The sequence below is a fragment of the Streptomyces sp. NPDC091377 genome (assembly GCF_044757045.1).
Lineage (GTDB): Bacteria > Actinomycetota > Actinomycetes > Streptomycetales > Streptomycetaceae > Streptomyces.
In genome coordinates, this window is the sequence record NZ_JBIVUE010000008.1 from 169,915 (window position 1) to 183,692 (window position 13,778).

At 71.1% G+C, this 13,778-nt stretch carries 13 protein-coding genes and 1 tRNA gene; 8 read left to right on the forward strand and 6 right to left on the reverse strand.

Translation table 11 applies throughout. From position 1 onward, the window contains the following. Window positions 1-70: 70 nt before the first annotated feature. From ACIQNG_RS19715 to ACIQNG_RS19745, 7 genes are all read left to right on the forward strand, one after another. The gene (locus tag ACIQNG_RS19715) at window positions 71-727 is read left to right on the forward strand and encodes an SCO family protein (RefSeq protein ID WP_401437192.1); all 657 of its coding nucleotides are present in this window, start codon (window positions 71-73) and stop codon (window positions 725-727) included. Continuing rightward, window positions 724-1,239: a copper chaperone PCu(A)C gene (locus ACIQNG_RS19720; protein ID WP_401486503.1), complete on the forward strand. Its 516-nt coding sequence runs from the start codon at window positions 724-726 to the stop codon at window positions 1,237-1,239. Before ACIQNG_RS19715 ends, ACIQNG_RS19720 begins: the two co-directional genes overlap by 4 nt. Window positions 1,240-1,252: 13 nt before the next feature. Next, window positions 1,253-3,205, forward strand: a complete 1,953-nt coding sequence (locus tag ACIQNG_RS19725; protein WP_401486505.1) for a copper resistance CopC/CopD family protein — start codon at window positions 1,253-1,255, stop codon at window positions 3,203-3,205. Between the two features lie 66 nt (window positions 3,206-3,271). Next, window positions 3,272-4,564: an iron uptake transporter deferrochelatase/peroxidase subunit gene (gene efeB / locus ACIQNG_RS19730; protein ID WP_401486507.1), complete on the forward strand. Its 1,293-nt coding sequence runs from the start codon at window positions 3,272-3,274 to the stop codon at window positions 4,562-4,564. A gap of 112 nt (window positions 4,565-4,676) precedes the next feature. Beyond that, entirely contained in the window at window positions 4,677-5,609 is a 933-nt protein-coding gene (pheA, locus tag ACIQNG_RS19735) for a prephenate dehydratase (RefSeq protein ID WP_401437202.1), read from the forward strand. Window positions 5,610-6,221: 612 nt separating this feature from the next. Beyond that, window positions 6,222-7,508: a serine--tRNA ligase gene (gene serS / locus ACIQNG_RS19740; protein WP_401437204.1), complete on the forward strand. Its 1,287-nt coding sequence runs from the start codon at window positions 6,222-6,224 to the stop codon at window positions 7,506-7,508. Beyond that, entirely contained in the window at window positions 7,505-8,308 is an 804-nt protein-coding gene (locus ACIQNG_RS19745) for an HAD family hydrolase (RefSeq protein ID WP_401486509.1), read from the forward strand. The genes serS and ACIQNG_RS19745 overlap by 4 nt, the downstream gene beginning before the upstream one ends. A 52-nt stretch (window positions 8,309-8,360) precedes the next feature. Here the strand turns inward: ACIQNG_RS19745 and ACIQNG_RS19750 are convergent. From ACIQNG_RS19750 to ACIQNG_RS19775, 6 genes are all read right to left on the reverse strand, one after another. Then, window positions 8,361-8,448, reverse strand: a tRNA-Ser gene (locus ACIQNG_RS19750). A 254-nt stretch (window positions 8,449-8,702) separates the two neighbouring features. Further along, window positions 8,703-8,936, reverse strand: a complete 234-nt coding sequence (locus ACIQNG_RS19755) for a hypothetical protein (RefSeq protein ID WP_401437209.1) — start codon at window positions 8,934-8,936, stop codon at window positions 8,703-8,705. A 134-nt stretch (window positions 8,937-9,070) separates the two neighbouring features. Continuing rightward, window positions 9,071-9,790, reverse strand: coding sequence for an ABC transporter permease (locus ACIQNG_RS19760; protein WP_401486511.1), 720 nt, complete (start codon window positions 9,788-9,790; stop codon window positions 9,071-9,073). Between the two features lie 9 nt (window positions 9,791-9,799). Next, the gene (locus ACIQNG_RS19765; protein WP_401486513.1) at window positions 9,800-10,711 is read right to left on the reverse strand and encodes an ABC transporter ATP-binding protein; all 912 of its coding nucleotides are present in this window, start codon (window positions 10,709-10,711) and stop codon (window positions 9,800-9,802) included. Then, complete coding sequence (locus ACIQNG_RS19770; RefSeq protein WP_401437217.1) at window positions 10,708-11,616, reverse strand: ABC transporter permease; 909 nt, start codon at window positions 11,614-11,616, stop codon at window positions 10,708-10,710. The genes ACIQNG_RS19765 and ACIQNG_RS19770 overlap by 4 nt, the downstream gene beginning before the upstream one ends. Beyond that, a complete protein-coding gene (locus ACIQNG_RS19775) occupies window positions 11,606-12,664 on the reverse strand; it encodes an ABC transporter ATP-binding protein (RefSeq protein WP_401437269.1) in 1,059 nt (352 codons plus the stop codon). The genes ACIQNG_RS19770 and ACIQNG_RS19775 overlap by 11 nt, the downstream gene beginning before the upstream one ends. Window positions 12,665-12,959: 295 nt before the next feature. Here ACIQNG_RS19775 and ACIQNG_RS19780 point away from each other — a divergent pair, with 295 nt between their 5' ends. Then, entirely contained in the window at window positions 12,960-13,775 is an 816-nt protein-coding gene (locus ACIQNG_RS19780; protein WP_401486748.1) for a M24 family metallopeptidase, read from the forward strand. The last annotated feature ends 3 nt before the right edge of the window (window positions 13,776-13,778 follow it).

Sequence of the window (13,778 nt, forward strand, 5' to 3'; positions counted from 1 at the left end):
CCATGGGCGGGCCACGGGGACGCGACGCCCTGCGGCCCGCCCGGAACCACCACCTCTAGGAATCCATTCCATGCGCAAGAACACCCTCGCCGCCGCGGCCCTGGTCGCCGCCGCCACCTTCGCTCTCTCCGCCTGCGGCAGCGGCGACGACAGCTCCGGTTCGCCGGTCTCCGTGGTCTCCGAGGAGGCCCCCTCGAACCGGGCCGCCACCGTGCTCGACCGGCCGTTCGAGAAGCCGGACCTGGTGCTCACCGACACCGAGGGCAAGAAGTACGACATCCGCAAGGAGACCGCGGGCAAGCCGACGCTGATCTACTTCGGCTACACCAACTGCCCCGACGTCTGCCCGCTGACCATGAACAACATCGCGGTCGCCAAGAAGCAGCTCTCCCCGGCCGAGCAGGACCAGCTCCAGGTGGTGTTCGTGACCACCGACCCCGAGCGGGACACCTCCGAGGCCCTCGGCAAGTGGCTCAAGGGCATCGACGAGGAGGTCATCGGGCTGACCGGTGACTTCGACACCGTGCAGGCCGGCGCCCGCACCCTCGGCATCTCCATCGAGCCGTCGACCAAGGACAAGAACGGCAAGGTCGTCTCCAACCACGGCACCCAGGTCGTCGCGTTCTCCCCGAAGACCGACGGCGGCTATGTCCTCTACGGCGAGGAAGCCACCGTCGACGACTACACCAAGGACCTGCCCAAGCTGATCAAGGGTGAGAACCCGTGAGGCGTACGGCACGGACCACCGCCCTGCTGACCGGGGCACTGGCGCTGACCGGGACGCTCGCCCTGACCGGCTGCGGGTCGGACAACGGGTCGGGCGGATCCGGCGGGTCGGACGGATCCGGCGGCGGCAGCGGCTCCGGCGGCCCCGAGCTGTCCGTGAGCGCCGCGTACATGCCGCAGCCCGTCTCCGACAGCATGGCCGCGGGCTTCCTGACCGTCTCCAACGAGGGCGGCGAGAAGGCCGAACTGGTCTCCGTCACCAGCGACATCGGCGAGGTCACCGTGCACGAGACGGTCGGCAGTTCGATGCGCGAGGTCGACTCCCTGGCCGTTCCGGCGGGCGGGAAGCTGGAGCTGAGCAGCGGCGGAAACCATCTGATGTTCGAGAACCTCAAGCGCAAGCCGCTGGAAGGCGAGAAGGTCACGGTGAAACTGCACTTCGCCGACGGCTCGCCGGTGGATGTCGAGATTCCGGTGAAGGCCGCGACGTACCGGCCCACGGCCGGACGCTGAGGGAGGGACCATCGTGTCGCAGTCCATCGCCCCCCGTCTGCGGAGCCTGGTGCTACTGCTCGCGGCGGTCGCCGGCGCCCTGCTCCTGAGCGGCGGGCCGGCCTCGGCGCACGCCGCGCTGACCGGCAGCGACCCCCGGCAGGGGGCGGTGGTCGAGCGGGCCCCGTCCCAGGTCTCGCTCACCTTCTCCGAGCCGGTCTCGACCCCCGAGGGCAGCCTGCGGGTCCTCGACCCCAAGGGCGAGCGCGCCGACACCGGCACCCCGGGCAACGTCAGCGGGAACACCTACGCCGTGAAGCTGCACTCGGGGCTGCCCGACGGCACCTACACGGTCACCTACCAGGTCGTCTCCGCCGACAGCCATCCCATCGCCGGGGCCTTCACCTTCTCCATCGGGGCGCCCTCCGCCACCTCCGTCTCCGCCGACGCGCCCGACAGCGGCGGCGGGGCCGTCGGCACGCTCTACGGGATCGGGCGGTATGTGTCGTACGCCGGTTTCGTGCTGCTGGTCGGCGGCTCGGCCTTCGTGCTGGGCTGCTGGTCGCACGGGTCCGGGGTACGGGCCGTGCAGCGGCTGGTGGTCTCCGGCTGGGTCGCGCTGACCGCCGCCACGCTGGGGCTGCTGCTGCTCCGGGGCGCGTACACCACCACCGGGAAGCTCGGGGACGTCTTCGACCTCGACCTGCTCGGCGATGTCCTCCAGACCAAGACCGGCGCCGCGCTGGTCTCCCGGCTGCTGCTGCTCGCCGCGGCGGCGCTGTTCATCGCGGTGCTCTTCGGGGCGTACGACAAACGGGACGAGGAGGAGAAGCGGGACCTGACCTTCGGCCTCACGGTCGGCGGGGTCGTGGTCGCGGCCGGGCTCGCGGCGAGCTGGGCGATGTCCGAGCACGCCTCGGCCGGGATCCAGACCGGGATCGCGATGCCGGTGGACGTCGTCCATCTGCTGGCCGTCGCCGCCTGGCTGGGCGGGCTGTGCGCGCTGCTCGCCGCGCTGTACCGGGCCCCCGCCGACACCCCGCTCGACGGTGCCGCCGTACGCCGCTTCTCACGGGTCGCCTTCCTCAGCGTGGTCGCCCTCGTCGTCACCGGTGTCTACCAGTCCTGGCGTCAGCTCGGCTCCTGGAACGCCTTCACCGACACCCGCTACGGCCAGTTGCTGCTGGTGAAGCTGGGGCTGGTGGCGGTGCTCGTGGGGGTCGCCTGGGTGTCCCGGCGCTGGACCGGGCGGCTGGCCGAGGTGGCGGTCACCGCCACCGCCCGCAAGCGGGAGAAGGTGGGGGCGCCCACGTCGTCGTCGGCCCCGTCCGGCTCCTCCACGGCCGGGAACGGCTCGCGGGCCGCGGAGAAGGGCGCCGCCTCCGGCAGCGGTGGCGGCACCGGGGACGCCAAGCGGGACGCCCAGCTCGCGCGGCAGCGGGCCGCGACGGACACGGCCACCCGCAAGCGGCTGCGGGACGCCGACCCTCAGCGGTCCGGGCTGCGCCGCTCGGTGCTGGCCGAGGCCGGGGTCGCGGTCGTCCTGCTCGCCGTGACCACCGCGCTGACCTCCACCGAACCGGGCCGTACGGTGCTGGAGGCCGAGGCGGCCACCGCTGCCGCCGCCGAGCAGCGCTCCGCCACCGGGGCGGTGACGCTGGAACTGCCCTTCGACACCGGCGGCGAGGACGGCCAGGGCGTCGTCCGGCTGGAGATCGACCCCGCGCGGGTCGGCGCCAACGAGGTGCACGTGTACGGCGAGCGGCCCAACGGGCGTGCCTTCGACGTCCCCGAGGTGAAGCTGGCCTTCACCCTGAAGTCCGAGGACATCGGGCCACTGCCCCTGGTCCCGGACCACATCACCACCGGTCACTGGTCCGCGAACGGGGTGCAGATCCCGATGGCGGGCGAGTGGGAGATCGCCGTCACCGTACGGACCTCCGACATCGACCAGGTGACCGTCTCCAAGAACGCGCAGATCGGCTGAACGCACACCATGCCTGACCACACCGCTGACCAGCCCGTCACAGACGCCACGGCTGACCGGTCCGCCATGGACACCGCGGCTGACCGTTCCGTCCCGGGCGCCCGGGGCTCCGGCAAGGCCGGCGGTCCGGGCCACGGCGACGGCGGATTCTCCCGCCGGGCGCTCCTCGGGACCGCCGGTGCCACCGGCCTGGTGCTCGGTGCCGCCGGCGGGGCCGTCGGCTATACCGCCGCGCCCTCGCAGGCCACCCCGCTGACCTCGCTCGGCGCCGGGAAGGCGATGTTTCACGGGAAACATCAGCCCGGCATCCTCACCGCCATGCACGCGTGCGGGCACCTCGTCGCCTTCGACCTGGCGGCGGGCGCCGGCCGCAAGGAGGCGGCGGCCCTGCTGCGCCGCTGGTCGGAGACGGCCCGGCGGCTGATGGCGGGCGAGGCCACCGCCCAGGACGACACCGATGTGGCCCGGGACGCCGGGCCGTCGTCGCTGACCGTCACCTTCGGGTTCGGGCACGGCTTCTTCGCCCGCACGGGTCTGGAGGCCCGACGCCCGGTCTCCCTCGATCCGCTGCCGGACTTCTCCTCGGACCGGCTCGACAAGGCCCGCAGCAACGGCGACCTCTGGGTGCAGATCGGCGCGAACGACGCCCTGGTGGCCTTCCACGCCCTGCGCGCGCTCCAGAAGGACGCGGGCAGGGCCGCCCGGCTGCGCTGGCAGATGAACGGCTTCAACCGCTCGCCGGGCGCCACGGCCCGCCCCCTGACCACACGCAACCTCATGGGGCAGATCGACGGCACCCGGAACCCGCAGCCGTCCGAGGCCGACTTCGACCGGCGGATCTTCGTGCCCGCCGCTCCCACGAAGGACCCCGAGTGGATGGCGAACGGCTCGTACGTCGTCGTACGCCGGATCCGCATGCTCCTGGACGACTGGGAGAAGCTCCCGGTCGCCGAGCAGGAGGGGGTCATCGGGCGCCGCAAGTCCGACGGGGCGCCGCTGTCCGGGGGCGGTGAGACCACCGAGATGGAGCTGGACAGGACCGACGCCGAGGGCACTCTCGTGGTCCCGATCAACGCGCACGCCCGGATCGCCCGGCCCGACCAGAACGGGGGCGCGGCGATGCTGCGGCGGCCGTTCTCGTACCACGACGGGTTCGACCCGGACGGGGTGCCGGACGCCGGGCTGCTGTTCGTGTGCTGGCAGGCCGATCCGCTGCGCGGCTTCGTGCCGGTGCAGCGGAAGCTGGACCGCGGGGACGCCCTGTCGGCGTTCGTCCGCCACGAGGCGAGCGGGCTGTTCGCGGTGCCGGGGGGCGCGGCGGAAGGGGGGTACGTGGGGCAGGGGCTGCTGGAGGGGTGACAGGGCGCCACGGGGGGGGCTTCCGGACCCTTCGAGGGGCGGGCGTCGCTCTCAAGGGTGGCCGTCGTGAGACAGGTCAAACCTCGCCGCCCAGGCCCATTAGGGTGAAGGCATGCCAGCGAGCTACGCGTATCTCGGTCCCGAGGGCACCTTCACCGAAGTCGCCCTGCGCACGCTTCCGGAGGCCGCCACGCGGGAGCTGATCCCGTATGTGTCGGTGCAGTCCGCGCTGGACGCGGTGCGGGGCGGCGACGCCGAGGCCGCGTTCGTGCCCATCGAGAACTCCGTCGAGGGCGGTATCACCACCACGCTGGACGAGCTGGTCGCGGGCACCCCGCTGATGATCTACCGCGAGGTGCTGCTGTCGATCACCTTCGCGCTGCTGGTCCGGCCCGGGACCGGGCTCTCCGACATCAAGACGGTCTCCGCGCACCCGGCCGCCCAGCCCCAGGTGCGGAACTGGCTCAAGCGCCATCTCCCCGACGCCCACTGGGAGTCCGCCGCGTCCAACGCGGACGCGGCCCGGCTGGTCCAGGAGGGCCAGTACGACGCCGCCTTCGCGGGCGAGTTCGCCGCCGCCCGGTACGGTCTGGAGGCCCTGGAGACCGGTATCCACGACGCGGAGAACGCGCAGACCCGGTTCGTGCTGGTGGGCCGCCCGGCCCGGCCCGCGGCGCCCACCGGCGCGGACAAGACGTCCGTGGTGCTGTGGCAGCGGGACGACCACCCCGGCGCGCTGCGTGATCTGCTCGGTGAGTTCGCCACCCGGGGGATCAACCTGATGCTGCTCCAGTCCCGCCCGACCGGCGCCGGTATCGGCAACTACTGCTTCTGCGTCGACGCCGAGGGCCATATCTCGGACCGCCGGGTGGCCGAGGCGCTGATGGGGCTCAAGCGGATCTGTCTCCAGGTGCGGTTCCTGGGCTCGTACCCGCGCGCCGACCTGGGCGCGGCGGAGGTACGGCCGCCGCTGAAGGGGACGTCGGACGACGAGTTCACGGTGGCGGCGGAGTGGGTGGCCCGCTCCCAGGACGGCCGGTTCTAGGCCGTACGCCGTGATGTCGTAAGATCATCCGGCACTTCTGTCACACCTTTCACTTCTTTCACGCCTGTCGCGGCCTGGCGCAGCCGTCACACCTGTCCTACCTGCTGATTTTCGTTGTCCACAGGAGTTATCCACAGGTTGGCTTCTCGACCTGGGGACAAGTCGACACCGCGCTGTGGGGTGGGTCGACAAATCTCTCTGCCGACCCCCGGTTCATCCACCGGCGCGCAGCCGGGCCTTCGTCCACTGTTTTCCCTCGGGCAACTCTTCAGGGGGACCCATTTCCACTCGAACGTGGGCTTAGGGGAAGTTTCAACCGGGAATCCCCCACCTCGACGGTGCTTTTCGCAGTGATCAATTCCCGTGTCCACAGATCTTTCGCACAGCCTGTGGATAACTCTTCGGGGCATGGGGACCGCTGTGGACAACCGAACCCCCAAGTCCCGTTTCCCACAAGGAAATCCGGTCAACCGGGCGCCGAACGTCTCGCCCGATCCAGGGATCCTGGCCCCTTTAATTGACACACCCGGCAATTAACCCATAACCGAACGTAAGCCACCTCACCCTTTTATGAGTCGTGAGGCGTCCGCGGCCACCGGTAGCCTTGAGCGCGTGATTGACCTTCGCCTGCTCCGTGAGGACCCCGACCGTGTGCGCGCATCGCAGCGTGCCCGTGGAGAGGACGTCGCGCTCGTCGACTCCCTCCTCTCCGCCGACGAACGGCGCAGGTCGTCCGGCGTGCGCTTCGACGAACTGCGGGCCTCGCAGAAGCAGCTCGGCAAGCTGATCCCGAAGGCGTCCGGCGACGAGAAGGCCGACCTGCTGAAGCAGGCCGGACAGCTCGCCGCCGAGGTCAAGGCGGCCGACGCCGAGCGCGACGCCGCCGCCGCCGAGACCCAGGAACTCCTGCTCCGGCTGGGCAACCTCGTCCACCCCGACGTCCCCGTCGGCGGCGAGGAGGACTTCGTCACCCTGGAGACGCACGGCACCATCCGTGACTTCGGCACCGACGGCGCCGAGGGCTTCGAGCCCCGGGACCACCTGGAGCTGGGCACCCTGCTCGGCGCGATCGACGTCGAGCGCGGCGCCAAGGTCTCCGGCTCGCGCTTCTACTTCCTCACCGGCGTCGGCGCCCTGCTGGAGCTGGCCCTGGTCAACGCGGCGATCGCCCAGGCCACCGCCGCCGGCTTCACCCCGATGCTGACCCCCGCCCTGGTCCGCCCCCAGTCGATGTCCGGCACCGGCTTCCTCGGCCAGGCCGCGCAGGACGTCTACCACCTCGACAAGGACGACCTCTATCTGGTCGGCACCTCCGAGGTCGCCCTCGCCGCCTACCACATGGACGAGATCCTCGACGCCGACCGGCTCCCGCTGCGCTACGCCGGCTTCTCGCCGTGCTTCCGCCGCGAGGCCGGCTCGCACGGCAAGGACACCCGCGGCATCTTCCGGGTGCACCAGTTCGACAAGGTCGAGATGTTCTCGTACGTCGCCCCCGAGGACGCCCAGGCCGAGCACCAGCGGCTGCTCGACTGGGAGAAGCAGTGGCTGACCTCCCTGGAGCTGCCGTTCCGGGTGATCGACGTGGCCTCGGCCGACCTCGGCTCCTCGGCCGCGCGCAAGTTCGACTGCGAGGCGTGGATCCCGACGCAGGGCAAGTACCGCGAGCTGACCTCGACGTCGGACTGCACCGAGTACCAGTCGCGCCGGCTGTCCATCCGGATGCGGGACGGCAAGACCGTCCGCCCGCTGGCCACCCTCAACGGCACCCTGTGCGCCGTACCGCGCACGATCGTGGCGCTGCTGGAGAATCACCAGCAGGCCGACGGCTCGGTCCGGGTGCCCGAGGTGCTCCGTCCCTACCTCGGCGGCCGTGAGGTCCTGGAGCCGGTGGCCACGTGAGCGACGGGTTCCCGTATCGGCTGATCGCGACCGACCTGGACGGCACGCTCCTGCGCGCCGACGGGTCGGTCTCCGGCCGTACCCGTGACGCGCTCGCCGCGGCCACCGCGGCGGGCGCGGCGCACATCGTCGTCACCGGCCGCGCGGTCCCCTGGACCCGCGGCATCCTCGACGACCTCGGCTACGAGGGCCTCGCCGTCTGCGGCCAGGGCGGCCAGGTCTACGACGCCGGCGCGCACCGGCTGCTCACCTCGGTCACCCTGGACCGGCAGATCGCGGCGCTCGCGCTGGCCAAGATCGAGGCGGAGGTCGGTCCGCTCTTCCTGGCCGCCAGCCGGGACGGGCTGGACGGCGAGGTGCTGATCGGACCGGGGTACGCGCTGGAGGGCGCGCTGCCCGCGACCCCGTTCACGGAGGTGTCGGACCTCTGGGCGGCGCCGCTGAACAAGATCTACATACAGCACCCGACGCTGACGGACGACCAGTTGGCCGAGGCTTCCCGCCAGGCCGCCGGGGGGTTCGTCACCGTCGCCATGGCCGGCGCGGGCATAGTGGAACTGCTGCCCCTCGGCCTGTCGAAGGCCACGGGGCTCTCGCTCGCCGCCCGCCGGCTCGGCCTCAAACCCGCCGACACCATCGCCTTCGGCGACATGCCCAACGACATACCGATGTTCGCCTGGGCCGCGCGGGGCGTGGCCATGTCCAACGCCCACGCCGAACTCAAGGCCGTGGCCGACGAACTGACCTCCTCGAACGAGGAAGACGGCATCGCTGCCGTCCTGGAACGTCTCCTGCCCTGACGGACGCCTCTCGCCCCGGCCCCACCTGACCGGTCACGGCGACAGCGTCCCGCGGAGGATGCACGGATCGAACGTGCGCGGGCTGTTCGGGCCCGATCTCGGCTCAGTGAGCCGGTGCCTTACCACTCGGCCAATCCTCCGGGTGGGCGGTCCACGCGAAACGCCCGGCTTCGCGTGCTCGAAGCGACCGCCCCGGGCACCACCCGGCGCGCGGACTCCACGGAGGCGTAACTACTCCGGGGTCGCTCGCGGGCTGCCCTGTCGGGAACGGAACGTACTGCCGTGCATCGGCATCGCCCCGCTCCTCTCCCGGTCCTGGGCGCCGGTCCGATCCGGCGTCGTGAACACAACCAGTGTGCCCGTGCCGGGAGTTGTCCACCACCGAATTAAGCCGCTAGCGGCGGCGCCACCTGCGCCGACGGGCCTTGCTGAAGAACCAGCCCGCGGGCGGCTCGTCCGAGCGCCACGGCTGGGGCTCGGGCTCCTCGCGGCTCCAGCGGGCGGCCAGCATCCGGGCGCGGGCGGACGGCTCCGCGGTGTCGGCGGAGCGTATGAAGTCCTCGTCCAGGACCAGGTCGTCGTCCCAGGCCCCGTCGCGGTCGCCGGTGGCCGGCGTCTTGTCTGCCATCCCCGTTTCCTCCAGCCGTTTCCGTCCTGTCAGTGTGCCCCGGCCCGGGTGAGGACCCCGTCAAGGCGGAGGAGCCGTGCGGAGGGCCCCACCCGGAGCCGGGGCCGAGCCGTAGCCAGGGCCGGGGTCTGGTGTCACTCCTCCCCGGCGAGGGTCAGCGTGCGCAGCTTCTGACCCGCGTACCAGGTGGCCAGCACGGTCACCACGACCAGCAGGATCGTCGCCGTGGGCAGGGCGACGTCCGAGGTGACCAGGGAGCCGTCGGCCACGTCCTGGGCGACCGCCAGCGACCACTGCTGGACGCTGAGGGTGCGCGCGCCGGGGACCAGGGAGCCGAACAGGGCCTCCCAGACCAGGGCGTAGACCAGACCGAAGACCACCGCGTGCCGCGAGACGGTGCCCAGCAGCAGGAACACGGCGGCGTAGGCGATGGAGGCGACGAGCGCGGCCACCGTGTAGGCGATGGCGACCTGCTGACCGTTGCCGTTGAGGATGAACCCGGCGATCAGGGTCGGCAGCGCCGAGAAGACCATCGTCACGCCGATCGCCACGATCAGCTTGGTGAAGATGATCGTCGGCCGCTTGATCGGCTTGGAGAGCAGATACACCACCGAGCCGTCGTCGATCTCCGGCCCGATCGCGCCGGTGCCCGCGATGACGCCGATGATCGGCACCATCGTGGCGAGCGCCAGCCCGCCGAGCAGGTCGGCCGCGGTCTGGTCGTCGGCGCCGACGAGGGCCCGGACGATCACGGCGATCACGATGAGCAGCATCGGCAGCGCGCCGAGGATCAGGGCCCGGCGTCGGCCGAGCAGGGCCCGATAGGTGAGTCGGGCGACTGTGGGGTCGTACATCTTGGCCTCCTACGCCGCGACGAGATACGAGAAGACGGACTCAAGGGACTCGTCGGACGGCGAGACCGTCAGCAGCCGGATGCCGTGGTCGCGGGCCACCCTGGGCAGCAGGGCGGTGAAGCGGCCGAAGTCGACGGCCTGGATCCGCAGCGCGCCCTCGGTGAGGTCGACCTCGATGCCGGAGGTCGACGGGTCGGCGATCAGCGCGGCGGCCAGCGCGCGGTCGTCGCTGGAGCGGACCAGATAGCGGTGCGGGCGGTCGGTCATCAGACGGCGGATCTTGCGGAAGTCGCCGCTGGCCGCGTGGCGCCCGGCGACCACGACCTCGATGTGCCAGGCGAGTTGCTCGACCTCTTCGAGGATGTGGGAGGAGAACAGGACCGTGCGGCCCTCGTCGCCCATCCGGCGCAGCAGATCCATGAGCTGCATGCGCTGGCGCGGGTCCATGCCGTTGAACGGCTCGTCCAGCAGGAGCAGCGAGGGTTCGTGGACCAGGGCGGAGGCCATCTTCACGCGCTGGCGCATGCCCTTGGAGTAGGTCGCGATCTTGCGGTCCTGCGCGTACTCCATCTCGACGGTGGCCAGCGCCCGCTGGGCCTCCTTGTCGCCGAGACCGTGGAGTTCGGCGTTGGCGACGACGAACTCGCGGCCGGTGAGGAAGTCGTACATCGCCTCGCGCTCGGGGACGACGCCGATGTGCCGGTAGATCTGCTCGTTGCGCCAGACGGTCTCGCCGTCGAGGGTGACCGTGCCGGTGGAGGGGGCGAGGAAGCCGCCCATCATGTTGATGAGGGTGGACTTCCCGGCGCCGTTGGGGCCGAGCAGGCCGGTGACGCCGGGGCCGATGGTCATGGTGATGTCATTGACGGCGACCACATTGCCGAACCAGCGCGAGACGTGGTCGATGGAGAGCGTGGTCACAGTCCGACCTTTCGGTAGCGGCGCATCAGGATGCCGTAGCAGGCGGCGATGAAGCCGAGGGCGGCCAGGACGTAGACGACACCCTCGCCGGCCGACGGGCCGTTGCCGCCGGGGAACGCCGAGTCCGCGCCGAGGAACGCGGTCTGCACCCCGTCGATCAGGGTGATCGGGGAGAACAGGCCGATCCACGGGACGGCGCTCGCGCTGCCCTGGACCTCGGCGATGGACTGAAGGGTGGAGACGGCGCCGTAGGAGATGGTGAGTACGGCGATGACGGCGGCGATGCCGAAGCCGCGGCGGGGCGTCACCGAGGCGATGACCAGGCCGAGGCCGGCGAAGAGGAGCGAGAGCAGAGCCACGGACACGAGTCCCTGTGCGAATCCCTTGGTCTGGTCGGCGAAGTCCAGCTCGGCCAGGAGCGCGCCGATGTAGAGCACCAGCAGCGGGGCGGCGGTCAGGATGAACAGCGCCGAGGCCAGCGCGGCGAACTTGGCGCGGACGTAGTCGGAGGTCTCGATCGGCCGCGAGAAGTACAGCGGTACGGTCTTGAAGCGCAGGTCGCGCGAGACCGACTGGGGTGCCTGGGAGGCGACGTAGAGGCTGATCACGGCCTGCATCACGATCGCGTAGCGGGTGTAGCTGACCGGTAGTTCCTGGCCCTTGGTGGCGACGGCGACGGCGACCATGATGGCCGCCGGCACGCACATCACCACGAACAGCAGCATCGGCAGCACCTTGGTCTTGACCGAGCGGCCGAGGCCGTAGGAGCCGCGCAGGGACTGCGAGTAGAGGGAGAGGCGGGCGTAGCCGCGGCCGAGGCGGGGGCCGTCGTAGTTGCGGTACCCGATGTTGTGGATGCGGGTCTGGTCGCCGGGGGTGGGGGCGACGGGGTGCTCAACGGCCATGGCGGACCGACTCCTTCCGCTCGTCGGCGGGCTCGTCGAAGGACTCGTCGCCGGTGGTTCGGTGTGCGCCGGTGTCGGTGTCGTCCTTGAAGACCTCGGCGATGTGGTGGCGGCGCTGTTCCATGCGCACCAGGCCGAGGCCGAGGTCGGCGACCAGGTCGCGGACCAGGTCGTAGGTCTCCTCGCCCTGCGCGGTGAGCAGCAGGGTGTGGCCGGCGCCGGGCAGTCCGCTGCCGGACTGGACCTCCACCCCGCGGGCGACGAGCGCCTCGCGCACCGTGCGGGTGCCGTCCGGGTGGGTGTCGGTGTCGGTGACCTCGATGGCGAGGGTGGTGGTGGTCTGGGTGAAGTCGGTGGTGGAGCTGGAGCGCAGCAGCTTGCCGCCGTCGACCACGACGACGTGGTCGCAGGTGCGTTCGAGTTCGCCCAGGAGGTGGGAGGTGACCAGGACCGAGATGCCGAAGTCGGTGTGGATCCGGCGGATCAGGCCGAGCATCTCGTCGCGGCCGACCGGGTCGAGGCCGTTGGTCGGCTCGTCGAGGAAGACCAGCTTCGGGTCGTGGACCAGGGCCTGGGCCAGTTTCACGCGCTGTTTCATGCCGGTCGAGTAGCCGCCGATGGGGCGGTAGCGCTCCTCGTAGAGCCCGACGTGGCGCAGGGTGTCGGCGGTGCGCTCCCGGGCGGCGGTCGGTGGCAGACCGGACATACGAGCCATGTGCACGACAAACTCGGTGGCCGAGACGTCGGGCGGCAGGCAGTCGTGTTCCGGCATGTAGCCGACGCGCTCGCGGATGGTGGCGCCCTTGGTGGCGACGTCGAGGCCGAGCACTTCGGCTCGGCCCTCCGTGGCGGGGGACAGACCCAGCAGGATCTTGATCAGGGTGGACTTGCCGGCCCCGTTGGCTCCGACGAGTCCGGTCACACCGGGTCCGACGTCCACGGAGAGCCGGTCGAGTGCGGTCACCCGGGGGAACCGCTTGCTCAGGCTTTCGGTCGCGATCACAGTCACGGGTATGACAGTAGTGACGCGGACCACGCCGGGCGTCAGACCGGAGAGCCGTCTTGGGGTCCCCCTGAGGTCGTAGGAGGTCGTAGGGGACCTTAGGGGTCCGCCCGAGGTCCCGGCGATCCCCGGCCGGGGCGGGCCCGCGTCGGCCTTATTGACGCTGGCTCTAACAAGTGCGAGATTCGGTGACGTCGAGTGACGATCACGTACCGCGACCGGTGGGGTGGATGCCATGGCAGTGATCGCTGGACCTGCTGGGCCTGCTGGACCTGGTGGATCTGCTGGATCTGCTGGACGCGTTGGATCCGCCGGGCCCGCTGGACGGTCGGCGGCGGAACTGCGCGGTTTCCGCACCGTGCAACGTCTGGCGTACGCGTGCGCCGAGACGGTCGCCGCCCAGCTCACCCCCGGTGTGACGGAACGCGAGGCGGCCCGGATGCAGCGCGTCTGGCTGCGCGAGCGGGGCGTACGGGACTGGTTCCATCTCCCCTTCGCCTGGTTCGGCGACCGCACGGCGTTCACCGGCTTCCGCGTCCCCCTCCAGTTCTTCCCCACCGACCGGCGGCTGGCGCCCGGGATGCCGTTCGTCCTGGACATGGCCCCGGTCTTCGAGGGCTTCACCGCCGACATCGGCTACTCCGGCTCGCTGGGCATCAACCCCGTGCAGGACAGACTGATGGCCGACCTGGAGGCGCATCGCGAGCTGATCCTGCGCGAGGTGCGTGAGCGGCGCTCCCTGCGCGAGATCTACCAGGACGTGGACCGCCTCATGGCCCGCCAGGGGTACGCCAACCGGCATCGCGCCTACCCCTTCGGCGTGATCGCCCACAAGGTCGACCGGGTCAGGGAACGCCGCTGGTCACCGCAGGTCTTCGGGTTCGGCACCCAGGCCCTCAAGGGCCTCGCCTCCGATGTGCTGCACGGCCACCGCGAGGGCTGGTCGCCGCTGTGGTCGCCGTACCGCTTCTCCGACCATCCGCCGCCGCCGGGGCTGTGGGCGGTCGAACCGCACCTCGGGTTCCGCGGCACGGGCGCGAAGTTCGAGGAGATCCTGGTGGTCACCGACTCCACGGACCCCGAGGAGAGCGCCTTCTGGCTGGACGACGACCTACCGCATGTGCGGCGCTGGGCGGAGGAGAAGTCGAAGACATGAAAC